The organism is Paenibacillus sp. EPM92, from assembly GCF_016586185.1.
GTDB lineage: Bacteria > Bacillota > Bacilli > Paenibacillales > NBRC-103111 > Paenibacillus_G > Paenibacillus_G validus.
Genome location: NZ_BCPS01000091.1, coordinates 1 through 19,057, shown reverse-complemented (window position 1 = coordinate 19,057; position 19,057 = coordinate 1). Strand labels below are relative to the sequence as shown.

Genomic DNA, 19,057 nt, shown 5'->3' with positions numbered 1-19,057 from the left:
GAAGCGCTCGCCCGCTTCGCGGCGGAGCAGCTGACGGCGCCGCCGTGGGCCGGCGCCGAGCTCGTGTGGCGCAGCGAGCACGCATACGCGGCGCCGCAAGGGCTGCCGCCGCTCGACGGCATCCGGGTCATTCGACCCGGATGGTACCTCGGCGGCGCGGCCAAGCAGCGCTTTGCGCCCTCGCAAGCGCTGGCTTTGGGTCTGCGCGCGGCGGAGGCGCGGCGCCGCGTGATGCTGACGGCCGGCGACAGCCGGGCCGTGCGGTATTTGAAGGGCGAGACGCTGGAGCTCGCCCCGGATGAGCTGCACGCCGAAGGGGACGGCGTGCAGCCCAAAGGCTTCTGCCTCGTCTGCATCGACGGCTTTCCCGTCGGGTGGGGCAAATGGCAGGACGGCATGCTCAAGAACGAATATCCGCCCGGTTGGAGGTGGACCTAAGATCGATGAAAACGACAATACGCCTGGACAAGCTGCTGGCCCACTCGGGCTTCGGCACACGCAGCGAAATCAAAATACTCGTCAAGCGCGGCGCCGTTCAGGTGAACGGCAAAACCGTCAAAGACAGCGGCCTGCAGGTCAATGCCGAACGGGACGCCATTGCGGTTGACGGCGAGCCGGTCCGTTACCGGGAGTTTGTGTACATCATGCTCAATAAACCGCAGGGCGTCGTGTCGGCGACGGAAGATACGCGCGACCGGACGGTGCTCGATTTGCTGGACGACGGCTATGCGCACTTCGAGCTGTTCCCGGTCGGCCGGCTTGATAAAGATACGGAGGGCTTGCTGCTGTTGACCAACGACGGCAAGCTCGCGCACAATTTGCTGTCGCCGCGCAAACACGTCCCCAAAACGTATTACGCCCGGGTCGAGGGCGCGGTCGACGAAAGCGACCGGGAAGCTTTTCGCCGGGGCGTGACGCTGGACGACGGCTACGTGACGATGCCGGCCGAGCTTCGCATACTGAGCAAGGGCGAGCCGGACGCAGGACAGCTGTCCGAGATCGAGCTGACGATCAGGGAAGGAAAGTTTCATCAAGTGAAACGCATGTTTCTCGCCGTGAACAAACGGGTTGTTTTTTTGAAAAGAATGTCCATGGGCCCCCTCGCACTCGATCCGGACCTGAACACGGGAATGTACCGCGAGCTGACGACCGCCGAACTGGAGTCGCTGCAGGCGCATGCGGCACAGCCGGAGGCGGACCAATAAAGGGTTGCCCGATGAGGAGTGGAGAACCGATGAATTACCGCTTGATTGCGCTTGATGTGGACGGTACGTTGTTAAACGATAACCACGAACTGACCGAAAGGACGATTCGCACGCTGCGGCTGGCGCATGAAGCCGGACTTCGCATCGTGCTGTGCACCGGACGGGGACCCGCGAATGCGATCCCGGTGTTCGAGGAGCTTGGCCTGGAAGGGGTGCTGATTACCCACAACGGCGCTTCTACCGTGCAAACGCCGGGGGCGCAGGTGCTTCATCAGTTCAGCTTTCAAATGCAGGAGCTTGCGCCGCTGGTCGCTTATTGCCGCGAGAACGGCGTCCACTTTGACGTAAATACGCCGCTTGATCTGTACTTGGAGAAAGCGGAGGCCGCCGCGGCCGCGATGTACGAGCAGTTTCTGATCGTCACGAAACAAGTGGACGACGTACTCGCCATGGAAGAAGGCATCGTCAAATTCACGATGTTCGGCGACGGAGACCAGATGGATCGCGTGGAGGCCGCCTTCGGCCGGGAGTTTCAGCTGCCGGAGACATTCCACGCCATCCGCAGCGGCGTCGAGTTCGTCGACGTGATGGCGGTTTCCGCCTCCAAGGGCAATGCGTTGAAGCATTTGGCCGACTCGTGGGGCATCCGGCGTGAGGAGATTATCGCGATCGGCAACTATTTCAACGACGTCGACATGCTGCGCTTTGCCGGACTCGGCATCGCGATGGACAATTCCCCGGACGGCGTCAAGGAAGCGGCCGATGAGGTGACGTTATCCAACAACGAAGACGGGGTGCATGCGGCACTGATGAAGCATGTGCTTGAGCCGCTAGGAATCGGGCTCGGCGGTTGAAGTGACTTGTGAATGGAAGAATCGCCCGGGCATTCGCTGCCTGTAGCGGAACTCAGATGTCTTATTCGCAGCTTATTCGGCGGAAGCCGATTTGCAGCTCGAATCATGCATCGGGTTCCGCTATTTTTGTTGGACGGCTGTTTTCAAGTGGAATCACGCAACGGGTTCCTTGGCATGTCCCGTCTGCATTGGTTGACGGCTTGGGCCGGGGCGCATACTTTTCGCAGCGGGAAGGACATGCTAAGAACGCAACGTGCTAGTCGCTTAACCTAATTCATCTCAGGGAGGGAACCCGAATGAGCAGCGTGATGCTGAGGCCGGACTTGAGGACGGCAGGCGGAGAAGTATGTGACATTGTGTTTAAAAATCGGTTTGTTGGCACGCTGACGGTCGTTTATCGGGAGTCTGCCCGTATAGCCGGCTCTCTGCAGTTGGAGAAGGAAGTTTTGTCGGAAGCCGATAAAGAAGAGGTGTTCGAGCACGTTCACGAGTATGTGCAGGCGTTTATGGATGCGATCGAAGCGACCGCGTGCCAAATCATGGTGACGTACAGCAGCTACGATCATGTCATCGCGACGGAACGCGCGGCGGCTGCGCACAATAACGGGTGGGACGAAGCGGAAGAAGACTTCGATTACGATACGGATTGGGCGGACAGCGATTCGCGGCTGGAGGATGAGGATACGTTCGACCGCGAGGTTTATACGCTGGCCGATTACGAGCTGGTTGTCGTCGGCGAGGATGAAGATACAATCGAATACCACGTTTACGATAAAGACGAGAATTGGATCGCCGAAGCGTTTATGCACACCGATGGGGCCAATATTACCGGCACGGTAAATTGGATGATCGAGCCCGAAGAGAAAGAGCTTGACGTCGTGGCCGATTTGCTGGTGCTGGATTTTGATGAGGATGAAATCGATACGTTCGTCATCCATATGCTTTACGATAATGAAGTGATCGAGACGATCGAGCTGACGCATGAGGATCTATTGGAGGAAAGCGAGCAGGAGTCGAACGAGCTTACCGAATACGGGAAGAAAAGTGACTACTCGATTGTCCTGGCCCGGGACGACGGCGACGTGCTGAGCTACGAAATTTATCAGCAGTCGCGGGGCGGGCTGCCCATCGGAACCGCTACGATCGATATCAGCCAGCGCCAGCTTACCGGTTTTATCGACTTTCGCGAGCCGGGCAGCGAAGGGGACCGGGAGCTGATCGCCACGCTGCTGATGGAGGAGCTTGATAAGGAAAAGGATTATGAAGCCCTCAACTTGTCCATGATGCATAGAAACCGGTTGATCGAAGAAGTGCTGTTCGAAACCGAGACCATTCACTAAAGAGAGGCTTTGCGGGGCTCTCCAACAAACGGGTCCGTCTTTTTAATGTGAAAAGACCGCAGACCGTAAAAATGACGTGCAAATGGGGGACCATTTTGCACGTCATTTTTCGTATACCCGGGTACGTCCGCAGGACTAGGGCCTGCGCAGCCCTTTCGGGTAATGATTCTTGATCTGCGTGCCGGATTGCTTGCCCCAACCGAGCGCGAAGCCTTCGAAGGTGACAAGCGTCCAGCCGCTGCCCGGGGCAGCCGCATCCAGCGTTTCCCCCCGCAAATAGCGCTCGGCCGCGGAGCCGCCGTCCGCTTCCAGGCTGACGGCCGGGATTCCCGACGCCAGCCTGGAAGGCAGCGCCAAGGCGAGCGCGTGCGAAGGCTCGGCGCGGTCCTTCTTCAGCTCGGCAAGGTGAAGCCCGGGCCGCAGTGTCTTCAGGCCGTGCAGCCCGTCGCCGGAGAGCGGGCTGCCCTCTGCGGCGGGAAACCAATAAAGCTGGTTGCCGAACAGCAGCGGCTCGCCGGGGCCGAGCCAGGCTTGCAGCTCGTCGGCCCACGCTGCGCCCCCGATGCTTTCGGCGAGCCGGCGGAACGAGCGAAGCGCGTCTTCTTCCGGTCGCCCGGTTGCGCGCTTGCCTCGGGCCGAACGCTCCTTGCGCCGGGTGATCCCCTGGGCAGCGCTGTACGTTGACGCTGCGGCCTCGGCGCTCGGCTCCGCAAGTTCCAGCAGCGCGACGAAGTGTCCTTCCCCACGCTGCCGGTGCGGCCAGATGCGCTCCATGCGAAGAAGCCGCAGCGCGGGGAACCCGGTCAGCAGCGCTGCGACGGTTTGCTCGTTCTCCTGCTCGTTAAACGTGCACGTGGAGTAAGCGAGCCGCCCGCCCGGCTTCAGCATTGTGACCGCCGCTTGCAAAATATCGAGCTGTCTGGCGGCGCACATGTCCACATGCTGAGGCGACCACTCGCCGATCGCATCCGGATCTTTCCGGAACATGCCTTCGCCCGAACAGGGAGCGTCCACCATCATTTTATCGAAAAAGCGCGGGAATTTCGCCGCGAGCTGCTGCGGCGTCGCGCTGACGACGACGGCGTTGGCGATGCCCATACGCTCCACATTTTCAGAAAGGCTCTTCGCCCGGACCGGGTGGATCTCGTTAGACACGAGCAGCCCTTTGCCCTGCAGCTTGTCCGCGATGTGCGTCGATTTGCCGCCGGGCGCGGCCGCAAGGTCCAGGACGACATCGCCGGGTGCGGGGGCGAGCAGCTCGACGGCGGACATGGCCGACGGCTCCTGAATGTAATACAAGCCGGCCGCATGCAGCGGATGCTTGCCCGGACGGCGGTCCTCCGGATAATAGTAGCCGCTTTCGCACCACGGTACGGGTTCCAGGCCGAAGGCCTCCGTCAGGCTGCGTACCGTTTCTTCACGCGCGGCTCCGATTTTATAGGTGTTCAAACGCAGGCCCTGCGTCCTTGGTTCGCCGTAAGATTGCAAGAACGCCTCCGCTTCGCCGGACAGCAGCCGCCGCATTTGTTCGATGTAAGCTCGGGGTAAATCGACCATATTCGTTTCCTTAACTCCTTTCCATTCGTCGCGAACACATTAGCCTTCATTATACAGCTTTCCCTATATTGTGAGAAGCGAGGCGTGCATGGTATAATAGTTTGATGTTTTTCGGAAAAGGGGGGAATGCGCCGATGGAATACGATTTTCCTAGAAAAGTGCAAATCTTAGGCGAGGACATCCAGAAGAGCGAGCTCAAGTATCACGACCGAGAGGTGCTCGTTTCCAAGGAGTTCACGTTCGACAGCGCCCACCATTTGCATTGCTACGAAGGGAAATGCAAGAGCTTGCACGGCCACACGTACAAGCTGCAGGTCATCATGCGGGGCAAAGTGGACGAGCGCGGCATTACCATCGATTTTGCCGATATAAAGCGGATCGCGAAAGAACGCGTTATTGATAAATTGGATCACCGGTATTTGAACGACGTGCTGCCGCCGATGAACACGACGGCCGAGAACATGGTCGTCTGGATGTACGAGGAGCTGTCTGGCGCCTTGAAGGCGGAAGGCTTGTATCCGGCGGTACGTCTCGAAGAAGTTCGCTTATGGGAGACGCCGACCAGCTTCGCTGCGGTGACGGCCAGGCTGATGGGGGAGGAGTCTTGATGTCTTCACCCGTAATCAAGCTGCCGATGGTGGAAATTTTCGAAACGGTTGAGGGAGAGGGCACGCGTGCCGGATTCCCGACCGTTTTTGTGCGTCTGTTCGGCTGTAATTTGCGCTGCACGTGGTGCGATACGAAGTACAGCTATCCGCCGGCAGAAGCGGAGTTCGTCATGTCGGTCGACGAGATCGTGAGCAAAGCGACGAGCTTCGGCGCGAAGCATCTATGCTTGACCGGCGGCGAGCCGCTGCTCTACGGCGACAAGTCCGCCGCGTTGATTGAGGCGCTGGCCGGGACGGGACGTTACGAGGACATTCATATTGAGACGAACGGGGCGATTGAGCTGGAGCCGTTCATTCGTCGCATCACCTCGCCGAACGTGCGGTATATTATGGACTACAAGCTGCCCGATTCAGGCGAAGAGGATAAGATGGCGACGGCGAATTTTGCACTGCTTCGCAAGCAGGACGAGCTGAAATTCGTCATCGGCAGCGACCGCGATTTCGAAGCGGCCAAGGCGGTGCTGGAGCGTTATCCGACCGCTGCGCTGCCGTTGTTCAGCCCGGTTTGGGAAACGATGCCGCCGGCCAAGCTCGTCGGGCTTATGCTGGAGCACGGCCTGTCGCATGTCAAGCTGAATATGCAGCTGCATAAGATCATTTGGGACCCGGCGGCCCGGGGCGTGTAAGGGAACAGGCATGATTTCTGAAGGAAGAAGGTACGGCTTGATGAAAAAGGCGGTAGTTATTTTAAGCGGAGGTCTCGACAGCACGACGTGCATGGGAATCGCGCGCGAAGCCGGGTATGACGTATATCCGATTACGTTCGATTACGGCCAGCGGCAGCGCCGCGAGATCGAGAACGCAAGGCTCGTTGCGGAATTTTACGGAGTGGCGGACCGGCATAAGGTGATCTCGCTCGGATTTCTGAAGGAGTTCGGCGGCAGCGCTTTGACGGACGATTCGATCGATGTGCCGCCTGCCGGGGAGAGCGGTCCGGTCGAATCGGACATCCCCGTCACGTACGTGCCGGGACGCAACCTGCTGTTCTTGTCCATTGCCACTTCGTATGCGGAGGTAACGGGGGCGGAGGCGATCTACATCGGGGTCAATGCATTGGATTACAGCGGGTATCCCGACTGCCGTCCCGAATTTATCCGCAAGGTGGAGGAAGTTATGGCGCTGGCGACGCGCGTCGGTGTGGAAGGGGTGCCGATCAAGATCGAAACGCCGTTGATCGATTGGACGAAGGCGGAAATTATTCGCCAGGGCGAGCGGCTCGGCGTGCCTTATCACTTGACGACTTCTTGTTACAACGGACAAGAAGAAGCGTGCGGGGAATGCGACAGCTGCCGTCTGCGGTTGAAAGGCTTTGCCGACGCGCAATCGTCCGATCCGATCGCTTACCGGAGCTTGTAAACCCTAACGAAATCGGCGAGAAACCGATCCAGTCCGAAGAAACGCAAGGCTCCGGCGGTGCCCCCGGCTTGCGGTTCTTCGGACTTTTTGTCGTATTTGGCTTGCAGCGGCGCGCCTTACCGCATTCAGCGGAATTTCAGGCAGTCTTCAGGCTGCATTCAGATGAGGGGCGTACGATAGCGTTACGAGCCGGGACCCGGCGTACAAGGCGTCCAAGGCGTACAATAAGACAAAAGCCGTCCAAGGCGGCGGTTGAGGAAGGGAAAGCGACTGCGATGCGCGCTCTGAAAGGAATCAAGATTTTACTGGTGGACGATGAACCGAATATTTTACAGTTTCTCGAGCTGGGGCTCGTTAATGAAGGGTTCGAGGTGTTTACGGCGCAGGACGGTTTGACGGCCTTGACGCTCGCCGAAAAGGTTCGGCCGCATGTCGCCGTTCTCGATGTGATGATGCCGGGCATGGATGGGTTCGAGGTATGCCGTCTGCTGAAGCAGGAGGAACAGATTGCCGTCATCATGCTGACCGCAAAAGAAGAAGTGAACGATCGGGTCAAAGGGCTGACGCTCGGCGCGGATGACTACATGAGCAAGCCGTTCAGCTTTGACGAGCTGCTGGCCCGCATTCATGCCCGCGTCCGCAACCAGTTTCCGCATCTGTTGGGCGAGGTCCGGATCGGACCCTTCAAAATCGATGACCGCCGCAAGGAAATCAGCTATCGGGAGCGGGTGCTCGAGCTCTCGCCGACGGAATACGATCTGCTTCACTTTCTGGTCATCAACAAAGGGATCTTGCTGAGTAAAGCCGTCATCCTGGACAAAGTATGGGGCTACGATTTCGGCGGGGAAGAGAACATCGTGGAAGTGTATATCCGTTCGCTGCGGGATAAGTTGAACGACAAGGAGCATCGTTTAATTCGAACGCTGCGCGGTGCGGGCTACCGGGTTGACTTGTCATGAGCGCCGCGCGAAGCCTGAAGGGAGCACTGCATCCCCATTCGCTGCGCTTCCAGCTGCTTTCGCGGTCGCTTATGATTCTCGCCGCGATTTTGCTGCTGATCGGCGGTCTGCAATACTTGCTGATGCAGCAGTTTCTGTACCGCAATCAAGCGATGACCATTCAAAGCCAAATCCTGACGATGCCTCACGATATGTGGATGCCCGGCGGTGGCGGACGGATGCCGCGGAAGGACGAGGTTGCGCTGCCCGGCCGACCGATGTCGAACGGGACGATTGCCGGGGTGAAGCTTGCTTTCATCGACGCAAACGGCGGCTTTACGGTGATTAAAGGAGACGAAACGTCTGCATCGGACACGGAGGGAGACGGCGGCACGACCGGCAGGCGAGAAACCGCCGCCGAGAGCATCCCGCGCCTGGCCCCCCAGGACTATAGCGATGCGTTAGACAATAAGAGTGAAGTCGACTACCGGATCGTTCGCGGTGCGAACGGGGAGAAGCAGATGGTCGTCCTGCAGCCGGTGAACGCCCGCGTCCGCCTGCAGGGCGTCGTGCAGGCAAGCATCGGGACGCGGTTCCTGGACGAAGTGCTGTTCAGCCAGCTGCTGACTTTCCTCGGGCTCGCCGGGATCGCCTTATTGTTCGGGCTCGTGACCTACTTGCCCGTACTGAAACGAACGCTTGTGCCGCTGAACAATATCATGCGTACGGTGGAGCAAATCGACGCCGGCCAGCTGGCCCAGCGGCTGCCGACCGGACAAGGGCAGGCCGAGATCGACCGGCTGTCCTATTCGTTCAACGGGATGCTGCAGCGGCTGGAGACGTCTTTCCTTGCCGAGCAGGAGGCGAAGGAGAAGATGCGCCGTTTCGTCGCGGACGCGTCTCATGAGCTGCGTACGCCGCTGACGTCGATTCACGGCTTCCTCGAAGTCTTGATCCGCGGCGCTGCGCAGCATCCGCAGCAGCTTGACCGGGCGCTGCGCAGCATGCTCAGCGAGTCGGAGCGCATCAACAAGCTGGTCGCCGACTTGCTGCTGCTTGCTAGACTTGACCGGACGCCCGAGGTAGAATGGACCGAGGGGCTGCTGGACCGGACCGTTTTGGAAATGGAGCCGCAGCTTCGGCTGTTAGCCGGCGAACGGACGCTTCGCTTGTCGATTACACCGGAAGTGAAGGCCGTGTTCGATCGCGATAAAATCAAACAGGTGCTGCTTAATTTGTTTCACAATGCGGTGCAGCATACGGATCCCGAGCAGGGGCGGATTGCAGTCGAGCTGACGCTTGAGCGCAGCGGCTGCGTGCTGCACGTCAGCGATAACGGCGCGGGCATACCGGAGGAACAGCTGCCTCATGTGTTCGACCGGTTTTACCGGGTCGATTCGGCGCGTTCCCGCGCGCAGGGCGGAGCCGGACTCGGCTTGTCGATCACGAAGTCGATCGTCGACCTGCACGGGGGAACCATTGAGGTCGAGAGCGTCGAAGGCGAGGGGACGTCATTCCGCATTCATCTGCCGCTTCACCCGCCGGGAGCCGTTGCGGATTCAGGAGCTTAACCGGTTTGCCGCTTAAGATCGTCCATGGAGGCCTACGGATGGAAGATTTGAACTGGATCATTCTGAAGGAACTGTACAGGCAAAAAAACATTACGAAAACGGCCGAAAGCTTATTCATATCCCAGCCGTCTCTGACGAATCGCCTGCGGCAAATCGAGAAGGAATTCGGCGTGCTGATTGTGCACCGGGGCCGGCGCGGGGTGCATTTTACTCCGGAAGGCGAATATTTGGCCAAGTGTGCCGACGAGATGATCACCCGTCTACGCAAGATCAAAGATCATGTGCTGAACATGGAGAATCAGGTCGTCGGCACGCTGCGGCTGGCGGTCACGAATCTGATCACGCGCAAGACGCTGCCGAGGCTGCTGAAGCTTTTTAAGGACCGGTATCCGAGCGTAGAGTTCAAGGTAATGACCGGCTGGAGCAAAGACGTGTTTCACCTCATATACAACCAGGAGGTGCACGTGGGCTTCGTACGCGGCGAATACGCATGGCCCGGTCAGAAGTATTTGCTGTCGGAAGAGGCGATCTGCATCGCCTCCAAGGAGGAGCTGCAGCTCGAGCGTCTTCCGTATTTGTCGCGCATCGATTACCAGACGGACCCGCTGTTCAAGTCGCTGATCGACAAGTGGTGGACCGAGCATTATACACAGCCGCCCTATATAGGCATGGAGGTCGACAAATCCGAGACATGCCGCGAAATGCTGCTGAACGGACTCGGCTACGCAATCCTGCCGCACTCCGTCCTCGGCGATGCGGAAGGCTTGTTCAAGCAGGACCTGCTTGACGCCGAAGGGCAGCCGATCGTGCGGCGCACATGGATGTATTATCACGAAGAGACGTTGGAGCTGAACCTGGTCCGCACGTTCGTCGAGTTCGTGAAAGCGCTGGATCTGAAGGAAGGGCTTTAGCCTGAGCCTGACCCCGAGGCGGCAGCTATTCGTTTTGGCTATGGCTGACGATACGCAATCCGTATTTTCACTGGACCCATTGGTAGATTACAATAGGGGCATACTCCTAGAAGAACGGATGATTGGACATGACGTTACGAGTGATATTGCTGATTGCGCTTTGCTTTCACACGATGATCTACTTGACGAGGCCGCTTATTACGCTCTATGCGTCCGAATTGGGCGCCGGGACGATGGATATCGGCCTGCTGACCGCCGCTTATGCGATTTTGCCGCTGGCGTTCGCGATTCGCGCGGGCAAGGTGGCGGATCTCGTCGGCGACAGGCTGCCGATTGTGCTCGGGTCGCTCGGAGCGACGATCGGCGTGGCGCTGCCGTATTTGTTTCCTTCGATGGCGGCGTTGTATGCGTCGCAAGCCTTGGTCGGCATTTCGCACGTCTTCATTACGGTGTCGCTGCAGAACGTGCTCGGCAATGCGGCGACCAAGGAAACGCGCGACCAGGTCTTCGGCATTTTCAGCATGTTCGTGGCGATGGGATCTTTCGTCGGGCCGGTTATCGGCGGTTACTTGGCCGAGCACTTCTCTTACGGGGTCGCCTTTATGACCGCAGGCTTCGTCGGTTTGCTGCCGCTCAGCCTGTCATTCCTGATCCCGGTCATCGTTGCCAGGAAGGCGCCGGCTGCAGAGACGGAGCCCGCCGAAAGCGCAAGCTCGCTTCAGCTGCTGAAAATTCCGGTACTGCGCAAGGCGCTGGCTTCCAGCGCGCTCGTCTTGTATTCGAAAGACATCTTCATCGCCTATTTTCCGTTATTTGCGGCGGGGGCAGGCGTTTCCGAATCGAGCATCGGCTGGATCATTGCCGTACAAGGATTGGCCATGGTATTCGTACGCATGCTGCTGGGAAGAATGACGGGCAAATTCGGCCGCGACCGCGTGCTGCTGTCGTCTATTTTTGTGGCGGGGCTGTCGTTTATACTTGTTCCGTTCGCCGGTCATGTATACTTATTCGGCGTGCTCAGCGCGATGATGGGCCTCGGCCTTGGCTGCGGACAGCCGCTGTCGATGACGACGACTTACAATGCTTCGCCGAAGACGAGAACCGGCGAAGTGCTCGGACTGCGTCTGGCCTCCAACCGGTTGTCGCAGCTGCTGGCGCCGATGTTCTTCGGGCTTGTCGGCAATTCGGTCGGCCTGCTGTCGGTTTTTTATGTGAGCGGCGCGTTTCTGATCGGCGGCGCCTTCCTGACCCGCGCGAAGCCGGGCGAGGAGCCGGAGGCGACAGGAGCGTAAGCCATGCGCCGCTATGCATAGCGGAACGGCATTATCTTAAATGAGGCAATTTTCTATTTTTCAGAAGAAAGGGAGCCTTTTCCTTCTAAATGCGACAAGTCCGACGGCGCCGGAAATCCCGGTCGTCCGTCGGACTTGTTTGGTTGCCGTGCCAGCCGCCCGCTTCGGGACGGTCAGCCGTTCGAGTCCGTCTCCGGCTCTTGAAGCCGCTTGTCCCGCCAGAACATGACGGTCAGCATTCGCTCAATCCAATCTTTATCGAGCTCGGTTAATTCAATGCCGTCAAAGATCAGATCGTTCTCCTGCAAAAAGCGCCGCAGATTAACGCGCGGTCGGCCGATGGCAGCGGGTTGTCCATCCGGTGCCGTCGGCTCGGGCTTATCCAAGTAACCGGCGATTTTCATGAGCTCGGTGTAGGGCGTATTTAACCCTTCGGACAGCTTCATCAGCACGTCGGGGGAAGGGACGCCCCGATTGCCGTTCTCCATCTGCGAAATATAGGCGGCGGACACCCCTGAGCGATCGGCCAACTCGCGGATTGTAAACCCTTTTAATTTGCGCATATCTTTCAATTGTTCATAAAAAGGCATGAAGGACACCTACAGTACGGGTAGAATAAATAGGATGAAACGGAAGGTAAATGTTGGTTAACATTCTCATATTAACAGTAAACTTTCGGCAGCACAATGGCAGGTATCGTTAAGGGGCGGGACAACAGGGGAACGGAGAGGAGGAGCAGGCGGCTAAAAAAAAGAGCGCTGCAAGCGCTCTGTCACCGCGGACCGGGGAAGACTTGCAGCGGCTTGCCTTCTTTATAATAAAGCTCCGGCGATAATAGAATGAAAAAAATATGCACGTTGCGATAGTCATGGGCGAACAGCAAATCGTGGATGGCGGCCGCAAGCTCGTCGTGAAGGCGCTGCGCCCGGGGAAACATCATAATTTCAACGGACAATGGCGTATTCGTAATTTGCAGCACTTGAAGCAGCTCGAGTTTTACCTTTTCTTTCGGAATGTCTACGATCGAGGCAAATTGATCGACAACTGCAGGGGCTATTTGTTCGACGAACGGGGCAGGGAAACCTTTGAAGCGTAAATACGGCATTTTAATCCCTTCATTTCGTATGGTATAGGCGGTTGCAGCGATATGTCCTATCTTTGTGATTTTAATCACAAGAAACGAGGTTGTCAATCCTCTGACCGATGCAGCGGCAGCTTTTATTCAAAAAATACTCGGTGCTCCCCGCTCGCCCGCATGTTAACAAATGTAAAAATATTTTGTTGCACAAGTGAATAATGGTGGTATAATGGAAAATAAACAGGAAGATCTTGGGGGAGATGGAAATGCGGATCATTGCGAGAACGAATGCGGTTGTGAAAGCGCGGATCGTGAAAGGCTTGACTCAGCGCCAGCTGGCGGAGCGTTCCGGATTAAGCTATGCCTATGTCAGTTTGTTGGAGCGATCGATGAAGACGGTAGGTCCCGGTACGGCGAAGAAGTTGAGCGAGGTGCTGGAGCGGCCGATGGAGGAGCTGTTTCAGATCGAATGAGCGTCATGTCGATACGGCGGCAAGCTGAGCGATGCCGGGATCGGGCTGGCGCGCCCGTCGCCGGGTGCGATCGGATCGTATTCTCGCTGCCGCCGCTCATGTATTCGCTGCCGGACTCGTCCGGCTATCGTTTTCTCATTTCAAAAAACTCGCATAGCGCTCGCTGGTGATAAGCGACGTCGCTGACTCCGGATTGCAGAACGACGGTCTCCTCGGTGAAACGAACGACAATCCCGCCCGAATCGACGATATGGTCGTCTTGAAACACGCGTATGGGCACCTGGCGTTCCTGCGCCTCTTTGAAATCCTGATCGGTCGTTAAACGACGATTGTGAGCCATATCTAAGTTCCTCCTACGGTTCGGTTACTCCCACCCGACCACTTTGTTTTTGCCGCTTGTTTTTGCTTTGTACATGGCTTCGTCGGCCTGCTTGACGAGCTCGTCCGGGCCGACACCCTTTTTCAACCGGCTGTAGCCCATGCTGACCGTCACGATCGTTTCCGCCTCGACGCGCGAGCGGATTTGTTCGGCTAATGCGCCGGCACTGGCGTCGGGATCGGTGATCAGCACAACCATCTCCTCGCCGCCGTACCGGCCGCAAATCCCGGCTTCGTCGGTTTCCTCCCGAACGATCTGCGCAACTTGCTTCAGCACTTGATCGCCCATATGGTGCCCCTTCGTATCGTTCAGCTTCTTGAAATTATCGATATCGCTGAAAATGACCGATACAGGCATCCGCTGTTGAACCGCTTGGTGGACCCGGTTTTGGAAATATTTGCGATTATACAGCCGGGTTAGCCCGTCTGTAATCGAAGACATATAAATCGCCTGCATCAGCTCGATAACCCGCTCGAATATAAACAAGAACAAGATCGAATGCAGCACGAACGGAAGCGTTTGCTCCAGCAACCGCAGGGCGGGCTGATTGGCGTCGAAAAGGTACAGGTTTGCCATATGCACTGTATGCGTGACGAAATAAACGGTCAGTATCGCCTGGTATTTGCCGTTCTGTCCGATGCGCGGATTCACGAGCAGGAAGCTTAAGAACAACAGCACAAACAAGTACAGCTCCAAACCGAGCGGACGCAGCAGCCGGGAGTTATCGTCGCCGCTCTGGAGCCAATTGGGCGCAAGCCAATACGTAAGGGAAACGGCCGCGGTCGCCAGCACAAAAAACATAAACGTGACGATGTCCCTCTTGCGCGTCGGATTGTATAATTGGTAGATTCCGATATTGATCATCACGAAGGCGAGCACCTTCAGAAGAAGCGCCGCGAAGGCTTCCACGTCGCTCATTTGCGGACTGAAGGCTTTGGCGATCAATTGTCCGTATTGAATCAGCACAATGCCGAGCGCGACAATCATCGAGAAGTAGCCGATCTTCCGGCGGGAGAGCAGCAGGCGGATCGAGACGAGCAGGGTCATTGCGATGATGACCGTCAGCATAGAGTAAAGCCAGACCGTGCCGGTCGGTCCGAATAATACGTCGGATAACGTAATACTGTCCATAAATTCGTGTATATGCCTCCGTCTCAACCTTAAGGTGACTCCCATTATACCAAACGTACATTCGATTAGGGAAGTCTTGTCGTATGTTTTCATACCTGTTAGGATGGTAGGTAGGGAACAAGCCTACAACTTTGGGGAGACCGGGGGTTTATTTTTCATGCGAGTGCTTCAAGCTTTGTTTTTTCCGCCGGAGCAGCCGGGCGGGGTTTCTTCCATGGTTCCGTTCATGCTGGACCGGTTCAATAAGCGGGGATGGGAGATGGAACTGTTCTCGCTGCCTAAGCGCATCCGCGGTAAAGGCACGGAGGAAGTTCGTTTCTCGACCTTCGATTGGACGGTTTACGCGGGTAATCCCATTGTTGACAAGTATATTCAAACCTATAAAGATTACGTCTGGTGGACGAAGCTGCGGATTCAGAAGTCGTTCGACTTGATTCACGCGCATCATCCGATCGCCGGCCTCGTCATGAAACAAGTGTTCCCGGAAACGCCGCTCATCATGACGGTGCATTCCAGTTACGAGAAAGAGCTGATCCTGAACGGGAAAATTGCGGAAAATGGACCGGAGCACGCCTTCCTGACTTCGATTTACCGGGAGCTCGAGGAACGTGCGGACCAATTGATCACGGTGTCCAATTCGTTTAAACATTATATGGCCGATTACCTCCAGGAACCGGAGCGTGTCGGGGTCATTCCGAACGGCTTCGACGAGAAACGGTTTCGTCCCGTACAGCACGAGAACAAGGTGCCGCAGCTGATCTCGGTCTGCCGTCTCGTGCCTGCCAAAGGGCTCGATACGCTGCTGTACGCTTGTGCCGAGCTGAAGCAAAAGGGCCACAAGTTCGTGCTTCATCTGATCGGTGACGGACCGATTCGTCAAGAGCTGGAGGAATTGGCGGTTAAGCTGGATATATACGAGGAAACGATTTTTTACGGGTATATTTTACATCCGGAAGATTTTATGCCGTTCTTTGACGTGTTTGTGCTTCCGTCCCGCGCCGAATCGTTCGGTTCCGTATTTGCGGAAGCCGCGCTGTGCGGATTGGCCGTCGTCGGCACGGATGTCGGAGGGATCGGCGAACAGATCGAACACGGCACCAACGGACTGCTTGTGCCCGTTGATGACGTACCGGCGCTGGCGGCCGCGCTGGAGAAGGTCATCGGCGATCCGATGTATCGATACCAGCTTTCGCGGATCGCGCTGGAGAAGGCGCTTAAAGCGTATTCCATGACGCGTGTCGTGCAGCAGCTGCGAGCTGTGTACCGGTCTTATAAGAAAGAATAAGTGAAAAGGAAGCGGGAGCCCGTGCTTTGGGAGAAGCGGCTTCCGCTTTTTTGGCTTTTACAAGCAGGGATAAAAGAAAGGAAGGGATGGACATGCGGTCCTTCCGATTTATACATGCCGCGGATTTGCATTTGGATTGTCCTTTTAAAGGGTTGACCGGCTTACCGGAGCGGCTGCGCAGCGATATTCGGGACTCGACATTCGCCGCCTTGGACCGGCTGGTCGAGCTTGCGCTTCGAGAGCGGGTCCACTTTGTTTTGTTTGCCGGCGATATCTATGAGGCCAAAGATCGTTCGCTGCGCGCCCAGCTTCGCTTTCAACAGGCGCTGGAAGCTTTGGCGGCCGAAGGCATACCGGCCTTCATTATTCACGGCAACCACGATCCGCTGCTGGAAGGGTATACGGCTAAGCTGAGGCTGCCGGGTGGCGTCCGCGTATTCGGCTGCGAAGCGGTGGAAAGCGCTTTGGTTTATGCGGAGGACGGGCAGCCGCTGGCGCGAATCTCCGGCATTTCGTTCGACCGGGCGGCGGTGACCGATAATTTGACCCCCGGCTATGCCAACTGGGGGGACGGACTGTTTCATATCGGACTGTTACATACGAATGTGGACGGCGACGGGGAGCACGGCAATTACGCGCCCTGCCGTTTGGCCGATCTGCTTGGGCGGGGCGTCGATTATTGGGCGCTTGGCCATATCCATACGCGGCGTATTCTTCACGAGCGGCCTTGGGTCGTTTACCCGGGCAACGTGCAGGGCCGTCATATCCGGGAAACCGGGGCGCGCGGCTGTTATGTCGTGCGCGTGTCCGAGCAGGGGGAGGCGGAGCCGACGTTCCATGCGCTTGACGTATGGCGATGGGAGGAAGGCGAGGTGCCGATCGAGGGCTTGGATTCGGAACAACAGCTGAAGGAAGCGTTGGAGGACGCTTTGTTTGCTGCGCGCGAACGGAGCGAGGGACGTTCGGCGATCGTTCGGTTGACGCTGACCGGCCGGGGTCCGATGCACGCGGTGCTGAGAAGAGCAGGCGCCTTGGCGGAGCTCGCCTCGATGCTGCGCGAGCAGGCGGGAGACAGCTGGCTCGAAAGCTTGACGGATCGAACGGGAGCTCCGGTAGACCCCGAGAAGCTTGCGGCGCAGTCTGGCTTTCTGGGCGAGCTGCTTCGGCTTTCGCGCGAGACGGCCGGCGACCGCGAACGTTTCGACGTCTTCGCGAAGGAAGCGCTTGGTCCGCTCGCCGCACATCCGGCGCTTGCGTCGATGTGGACCGATTGTACGGAAGAAGAACGCCAGGCGATGATGAAAGAAGCGGAAGAGCTGGCGATCGATCTGCTGGCATCCGGGGCGGAAACGGGGTGGAACGGATGATCCTCGAACGGATAGACATTCAGGCATACGGCTCCTTGCGTGAAGTAACGCTTCACACCGACCGGCCGGTGACGCTCGTCTACGGTCCGAACGAAGCGGGCAAAAGCACGGTGCTGGAATTTATTCGCACGGTGCTGTTCGGATTTACGACCCGCGGCGGCACGACCCGCTATGCGCCGGATCCGGCCGTCATCCAGGGCGGGGCGTTGACGGTGCGGGACGCCGCCGGGCGCCGCATTCGGGTGGAACGCTGGGACCGTTCGGCGGACGGGCGCGGCAAAACGCCGGCCGCCGGCGCAGTCAAGGTCGTTTTCCCGGACGGGACGACCGGCGGGGAAACGGAATTGGCGGCGTTGGTCGGAGGCCTGACTCCGGAGCTGTTCCGCCAGTTATTCGCCTTCGGGTTATCGGAGCTGCAGGAGCTGGGCACTTTGCAGTCCGATGAAGTGAGCGGCTTTCTGTACAGCGCGGGTCTCGGCCTCAGCGGCACGGCGATTCAAGCCGCGCAGAAGAAGCTGACGCAGGAGCTGGAGCAGCTTTACCGGCCGCGCGGCCGGACGCCGCTCGTGAATCAAGCGCTGCGGGAGCTTGCGGCGGTGGAAGAGCGGCTGCGGGCGAGCCGGTCGGAAGCCGAATCATACCGGCTGCTGGTGGAAGAAGGGGCACGGTTAACGGAACGGTGCGGCGTCTTGGAGGCGGAGCTGGAGCGCCTGCAGCGGGAAGCGGGGGAACTCGACCGCAGCCGCCAGGCGCTGCAATTCGCGCGCCGTCTGGAGGAAGTGGAGCGTGAGCTTGCGGCGCTGCCGGGGTCGCTCGACGAGGTGCCGGAGGACGCCGTTCTGCGGGAGGAAGCGTTCGAAGCGGAGCTCGAGCGGTTGACGACCGAGCTGGATGCGGTGACTTTGGCTGCGAACGAAGCGGAAGCGAAGCTGGCCTCGCTGGAGAGCGGGCGGGAGCGGCGTGAAGCGATACTCGCCCGGCAAGCGGAGCTGGAGTCGCTGCTCGATCGGCTCGCCGCCTACGAGGAAGGCAAGCGCCAGCTGGCCGAAGCGGAGGCGGAGGAAGAACAGCTGGGCCTCGGCCTGGAGCGGTTATTGCGGCGGATCGGGCCGGGTTGGTCGATCGAAACGCTGGATCGTCTGCCTTCGACGGTGATGCTTCGCGAGCAGGCAGCGGGCTTTCGCGACGAATGGCGCGCGTGGCAGCACGAAGACGCGCTGCTTGCGGCGGAGATTCGGCGCTTGGAAGGAGAGACGGCGGTTTCGAATGAGGCTTCGGCCCGGGATGGCGTTGAGCCGCCGAACCCGTTCGCGGGCGGGGAGACGGCAGCATCTGCGCTGGAGCGGGTGAAAACGGCACGACGCTTGTTCGGCGAGTGGAAAGACGCCCAGCGGGAGATTCGTTACGCGGAGCAGCGGTTGCGCGATTTGGAGCGGCTCGGACAAGGGGCGGCTCCTGACGGCGAGGCTGCCGGCTCGGGCGCGTCCGGGGTCCCCGTGATCGGCGTTTACGCGCTGACGCTGGCGCTGCCTGCCGCGCTGCTGCTGTTCCGCGAGACGACGGCAGCGGGCGTCGCTTTCGTCCTGCTGCTCGGCGCAAGCGTCTGGTTGACGCTCGGGCGCCGCGGATCGCGTAAGCCGGAGCGGCTTTCC

20 protein-coding genes are annotated in these 19,057 nt (G+C 58.5%); 15 read left to right on the top strand and 5 right to left on the bottom strand.

The window, feature by feature from the left end; all coding sequences use genetic code 11:
• The 4 genes from JMF85_RS23005 to JMF85_RS22990 all read left to right on the top strand — a co-directional run.
• A partial coding sequence (locus tag JMF85_RS23005; RefSeq protein ID WP_201318984.1) for an RsmF rRNA methyltransferase first C-terminal domain-containing protein occupies positions 1-438 on the top strand: 438 nt, incomplete at its 5' end.
• Between the two features lie 5 nt (positions 439-443).
• Complete coding sequence (locus tag JMF85_RS23000; protein WP_201318983.1) at positions 444-1,205, top strand: pseudouridine synthase; 762 nt, start codon at positions 444-446, stop codon at positions 1,203-1,205.
• Positions 1,206-1,234: 29 nt separating this feature from the next.
• Positions 1,235-2,059, top strand: a complete 825-nt coding sequence (locus JMF85_RS22995) for a Cof-type HAD-IIB family hydrolase (protein WP_054798353.1) — start codon at positions 1,235-1,237, stop codon at positions 2,057-2,059.
• Between the two features lie 296 nt (positions 2,060-2,355).
• Positions 2,356-3,399 (top strand): hypothetical protein, encoded by a 1,044-nt coding sequence (locus tag JMF85_RS22990; RefSeq protein WP_201318982.1) that lies wholly within the window; start codon positions 2,356-2,358, stop codon positions 3,397-3,399.
• Positions 3,400-3,534: 135 nt separating this feature from the next.
• On the opposite strand, the gene JMF85_RS22985 is transcribed toward JMF85_RS22990, so the two are convergent.
• The gene (locus JMF85_RS22985) at positions 3,535-4,956 is read right to left on the bottom strand and encodes an RsmB/NOP family class I SAM-dependent RNA methyltransferase (protein WP_201318981.1); all 1,422 of its coding nucleotides are present in this window, start codon (positions 4,954-4,956) and stop codon (positions 3,535-3,537) included.
• 134 nt (positions 4,957-5,090) lie between these two features.
• Between JMF85_RS22985 and queD the strand changes: the two genes are divergently transcribed.
• From queD to JMF85_RS22950, 7 genes are all read left to right on the top strand, one after another.
• Positions 5,091-5,564, top strand: coding sequence for a 6-carboxytetrahydropterin synthase QueD (gene queD, locus JMF85_RS22980; protein ID WP_054798356.1), 474 nt, complete (start codon positions 5,091-5,093; stop codon positions 5,562-5,564).
• Complete coding sequence (locus JMF85_RS22975; RefSeq protein WP_127610256.1) at positions 5,564-6,250, top strand: 7-carboxy-7-deazaguanine synthase QueE; 687 nt, start codon at positions 5,564-5,566, stop codon at positions 6,248-6,250. Before queD ends, JMF85_RS22975 begins: the two co-directional genes overlap by 1 nt.
• Before the next feature lie 40 nt (positions 6,251-6,290).
• The gene (queC, locus tag JMF85_RS22970) at positions 6,291-6,980 is read left to right on the top strand and encodes a 7-cyano-7-deazaguanine synthase QueC (protein WP_054798355.1); all 690 of its coding nucleotides are present in this window, start codon (positions 6,291-6,293) and stop codon (positions 6,978-6,980) included.
• A 275-nt stretch (positions 6,981-7,255) separates the two neighbouring features.
• On the top strand, positions 7,256-7,939 hold the full coding sequence (locus JMF85_RS22965) for a response regulator transcription factor (protein WP_127610271.1): 684 nt from the start codon (positions 7,256-7,258) through the stop codon (positions 7,937-7,939).
• A complete protein-coding gene (locus tag JMF85_RS22960; RefSeq protein ID WP_201318980.1) occupies positions 7,936-9,489 on the top strand; it encodes a sensor histidine kinase in 1,554 nt (517 codons plus the stop codon). The genes JMF85_RS22965 and JMF85_RS22960 overlap by 4 nt, the downstream gene beginning before the upstream one ends.
• A gap of 38 nt (positions 9,490-9,527) precedes the next feature.
• Positions 9,528-10,400, top strand: a complete 873-nt coding sequence (locus tag JMF85_RS22955; RefSeq protein ID WP_127610260.1) for a LysR family transcriptional regulator — start codon at positions 9,528-9,530, stop codon at positions 10,398-10,400.
• Between the two features lie 128 nt (positions 10,401-10,528).
• Positions 10,529-11,692 carry an MFS transporter gene (locus tag JMF85_RS22950; RefSeq protein ID WP_201318979.1) on the top strand — a complete coding sequence of 388 codons (1,164 nt, stop codon included), beginning with the start codon at positions 10,529-10,531 and terminating at the stop codon, positions 11,690-11,692.
• 173 nt (positions 11,693-11,865) lie between these two features.
• On the opposite strand, the gene JMF85_RS22945 is transcribed toward JMF85_RS22950, so the two are convergent.
• Positions 11,866-12,282: a helix-turn-helix transcriptional regulator gene (locus JMF85_RS22945; protein ID WP_127610264.1), complete on the bottom strand. Its 417-nt coding sequence runs from the start codon at positions 12,280-12,282 to the stop codon at positions 11,866-11,868.
• 182 nt (positions 12,283-12,464) lie between these two features.
• Positions 12,465-12,797, bottom strand: a complete 333-nt coding sequence (locus tag JMF85_RS22940) for a DUF1904 family protein (RefSeq protein ID WP_127610266.1) — start codon at positions 12,795-12,797, stop codon at positions 12,465-12,467.
• Between the two features lie 239 nt (positions 12,798-13,036).
• Between JMF85_RS22940 and JMF85_RS22935 the strand changes: the two genes are divergently transcribed.
• Positions 13,037-13,243 (top strand): helix-turn-helix domain-containing protein, encoded by a 207-nt coding sequence (locus tag JMF85_RS22935; protein WP_054798354.1) that lies wholly within the window; start codon positions 13,037-13,039, stop codon positions 13,241-13,243.
• A 124-nt stretch (positions 13,244-13,367) separates the two neighbouring features.
• Here the strand turns inward: JMF85_RS22935 and JMF85_RS22930 are convergent, their stop codons facing one another.
• Together JMF85_RS22930 and JMF85_RS22925 are read right to left on the bottom strand one after the other, a co-directional pair.
• Complete coding sequence (locus JMF85_RS22930; RefSeq protein ID WP_054800421.1) at positions 13,368-13,583, bottom strand: hypothetical protein; 216 nt, start codon at positions 13,581-13,583, stop codon at positions 13,368-13,370.
• A gap of 24 nt (positions 13,584-13,607) precedes the next feature.
• Positions 13,608-14,780, bottom strand: a complete 1,173-nt coding sequence (locus tag JMF85_RS22925) for a GGDEF domain-containing protein (protein WP_236595959.1) — start codon at positions 14,778-14,780, stop codon at positions 13,608-13,610.
• Between the two features lie 130 nt (positions 14,781-14,910).
• Between JMF85_RS22925 and JMF85_RS22920 the strand changes: the two genes are divergently transcribed.
• The 3 genes from JMF85_RS22920 to JMF85_RS22910 form a co-directional block, all read left to right on the top strand.
• Entirely contained in the window at positions 14,911-16,038 is a 1,128-nt protein-coding gene (locus tag JMF85_RS22920) for a glycosyltransferase family 4 protein (protein WP_127610267.1), read from the top strand.
• 92 nt (positions 16,039-16,130) lie between these two features.
• Positions 16,131-17,405: a metallophosphoesterase family protein gene (locus tag JMF85_RS22915; RefSeq protein WP_164751956.1), complete on the top strand. Its 1,275-nt coding sequence runs from the start codon at positions 16,131-16,133 to the stop codon at positions 17,403-17,405.
• A partial coding sequence (locus JMF85_RS22910) for an AAA family ATPase (RefSeq protein ID WP_236595960.1) occupies positions 17,402-19,057 on the top strand: 1,656 nt, incomplete at its 3' end. The genes JMF85_RS22915 and JMF85_RS22910, both read left to right, overlap by 4 nt.